At 35.7% G+C, this 3,283-nt stretch carries 2 protein-coding genes; both read left to right on the top strand.

Features of this window, described 5'->3' with window-relative positions:
• Positions 1-194 precede the first annotated feature (194 nt).
• Positions 195-1,391, top strand: a complete 1,197-nt coding sequence (locus tag DNK84_RS13400; protein WP_208123344.1) for an ATP-binding protein — start codon at positions 195-197, stop codon at positions 1,389-1,391.
• A 64-nt stretch (positions 1,392-1,455) separates the two neighbouring features.
• Positions 1,456-2,925, top strand: a complete 1,470-nt coding sequence (pepD, locus tag DNK84_RS13395; protein WP_119344975.1) for a beta-Ala-His dipeptidase — start codon at positions 1,456-1,458, stop codon at positions 2,923-2,925.
• Positions 2,926-3,283 lie beyond the last annotated feature (358 nt).

Genomic DNA, 3,283 nt, shown 5'->3' with positions numbered 1-3,283 from the left:
GTTGGCCTGGACTTTATTAGCTGTGCGCTGATGAAATTAGCTATTGATAGTAGCAAAATCTTGCAATCAATCTTAATGGTGTTTTGTAGGCGAAGGAAGCAGAAATATCAAAAATTACTTACAGGTGTCCTGTAGTGTGAGTTGCCATTATTATTTCAGGTTCGATCTTTGGTCTTATGCTTTTAACAATGCTCATGACAGTTGTTTTAATTGATCGCTACTATAAAAACGTTAAAATCACGAATCAACAAAGTATGGTGGAGATGAGTTTTATTGCTTTTCGTCTATTAGATGTCAATATTCATCAACATGAACAAAAAGGGTTTGTCAAAGCATTAGATGAGCTATCAGCCCATGCTGAAAACATAACACTCACGGATAAGCCCTCATCAAAACTTAAGTTGAATTTTGATAATGCGCAAAAACAGTCACAAAAATTAAGTTATTCGTATATTAAGGGAAAGGTTTTACAAGAAACAAAAGATTATCGTATTTTGACCGATTATTCATTATACCTATCTGAATATAAGAAGTGGCTGAATGTTCATTTCCCGTCGCCATTTGTCGGTTTACTTGGCCTTATAGTGTTAATTGCTGAAGGTGCTTTAGCAGTGATTCTTTTGTATTTTTTGTTTTTGATTCTACATTTTGTAAGGCTTTGGCAACAAATGATGTCATCGGATGAATATAGATTGAATAAAAATAACACAAAAACATTTTCTTATGGTTTTAAACGTACTTTCACCTTGTTCTATTCAATTAAAGCCATTAAGCATATGTTTACAAGAATCAAGGAATTAACACAGGAAAAAACGTTTATTATCACCGCGTTGACACACAATATTCGTACACCAATAACGCGGGCTGAGCTTATTTTGGAGATGCAAGCGGATACTAAGGAAAAAAGCCTGTTGCTTCAGGAGTTAGATGAGATCAATAAGCAGGTTACACAGATTGTCAGTTATGCGAAAAGCACACAGAATTTTGGCTTTCCTGATAAAGTAAACCTTTATGCGTTTATTGAATATTTGATAAATAAAACGCAGTATTACTTTTGTGTTGAGAATCGTGTAGATAAAAAACTCTCAATCAATGCACAACCGATTGCTTTAGAGCTTGCATTTAATAATATTATTGATAATGCAATCAAATACGCCGGGCATTTAACTATTTATGGCCGCTTTGATGGCAATTACAATTTCATGTTGATTTTTGAAAGTGAAATTAGCTTGCAGATGAAAGACAGAGATTATGAAAGCAGTGGTCTTGGTATGCAGATCAGCACATTGCTGTTAAAGCAAAATGATTGTCAACTCACAGTGAATATCACCACAAAACACTACCAAACAAGTATTTTGATTCCAAAACATCGCATTGTGAATAAATCGTAGATAACTTGCAATCAGGCAAAGTTCGTTTTAATGTATAAGCTAAAAATATGATTTTGGAGAAGCGATGCTTGATACATTTATGTCCCCGACTTTTGACAGTTTAAAAACAGAGAAAATCTGGCAATATTTTTTAGAGATTACACAAGTCCCAAGACCAACATTTCATGAGGAAAAAATCAAAGCTTATTTGCTTGATTGGGCAGATAAGCATGGGTTTGACCATCAGATTGATACAGCGGATAACATTGTGATTAAGGTGCCAGCAAGCAAAGGATATGAAGCACATGCTACTGTTGTTTTGCAGGCACATAAAGATATGGTTTGTGAGAAAAATGAAGATGTTGAATTTGATTTTAAAAATGATCCCTTAAAACTTAAGATTGAAGATGGATGGTTAAAGGCAGATGGCACAACGCTTGGTGCAGATAATGGTTTGGGGATTGCTGCAGCCATGGCAATTGCGACGGATAAAAACGCAAAACATCCGCCTTTAGAGATTTTAATCACAGCATCAGAAGAGCGTGGTTTGATTGGTGCCAATAATTTAAGCCCAACGTTATTAAGTGGTCAGACGATGATTAATCTGGACACAGAAAGCTGGGGTGATATTTATGTTGGTTGCGCAGGCTCACAGTCGGGGAAATTGATTTTTGATCTATCATATGATGATCAGATAGCAGATGATCTGACAAGCATTGAAATCAAAGTGCATGGTTTAAAGGGCGGGCATTCTGGTTTGGATATTGATAAACCGCGCATTAATGCAGCAAAATTCTTAAGCTTGCTACTTTGTGATGCGCAACAGCATGTTGCATTTAATGTAAATAATATTAATGCAGGGAATCTGCCAAATGCGATTCCACGAGAAGCACTGGCAATAATCTCTTGTAATAAAGATGAAAAAGCAAAGCTTGTATCAGTATTACAGGCATACTACCAACAATGGTATGACATTTATCAAGCGCATGAGCCAGGGTTTCGCCTTGATATGCTTGATAAAGAGACACAAAATAAGAAACTGACAGAAACACTTAAAGATAATCTGTTAAATATATTATCGACCATACATTCAGGTGTTCTCACGATGAGTGCGGCGATGTCAGAGCTTGTAGAGACTTCAAATAATCTGTCATCCATTAAGATAAAGGATCAAAATCTTATTGTGACGATTTATACAAGAAGCGATAACAATCTTGGTATATCAAGCTTTATGCAAGGTGTTGAGCGAAATGCAAAAACTAATAATGCACAACTTCAAAAATCGCCATTATCACCAGGCTGGAAACCTGATATGGGATCACGTGTTTTGTCGATTGCCAAAGAAAGCTACAAAGCGCTTTATCAGAAAGATGCTAATATCAAAGCAATTCATGCGGGTCTTGAGTGTGGTGCAATTTATGATAAATATCCAAAGATGGACATGGTGTCAATTGGTCCGACAATTGAAAATGCACATTCACCAGATGAGAAGGCTGAGATTTACAGTGTTGGTGAATTCTATCAACTGCTGAAATATATGTTAGAGAAGCTATAAGGTGCGCCTATACCACTTTAATACCATTTATAATTAGTGCAAAGCATGTCAAAGGCAAGGCGTAGTATAGATTATATTATGGTCTCTGTTTTTGCAGGTTTTACTATAACCTGCATCTTAGATAGAAGAAAGTAGGAGAAGGCTGTTCATGACCAATATATTATTAAAAACCTAGAATGGAATATCATCATCATTAAAGTCATTTAGTTGACTTAAATCAGGCTGGTTTCCTGTTTGTCCCGACTTTGACACTTTTCAAAGTTATCCACAGGTTTGAAGAAAGATATTTTTGCTCAGGCCTTATTTTATAAGGGTTTTTGTCTTCCAAAAAGGTCAATTTGTAGTGCCTAGTAAAAAT

The organism is Facilibium subflavum (assembly GCF_003574485.1).
Classification (GTDB): Bacteria; Pseudomonadota; Gammaproteobacteria; order Francisellales; family Francisellaceae; genus Facilibium; species Facilibium subflavum.
The sequence above is the reverse complement of the archived record's forward strand: the minus strand, read 5'-3'. Positions and strand labels throughout refer to the sequence as shown.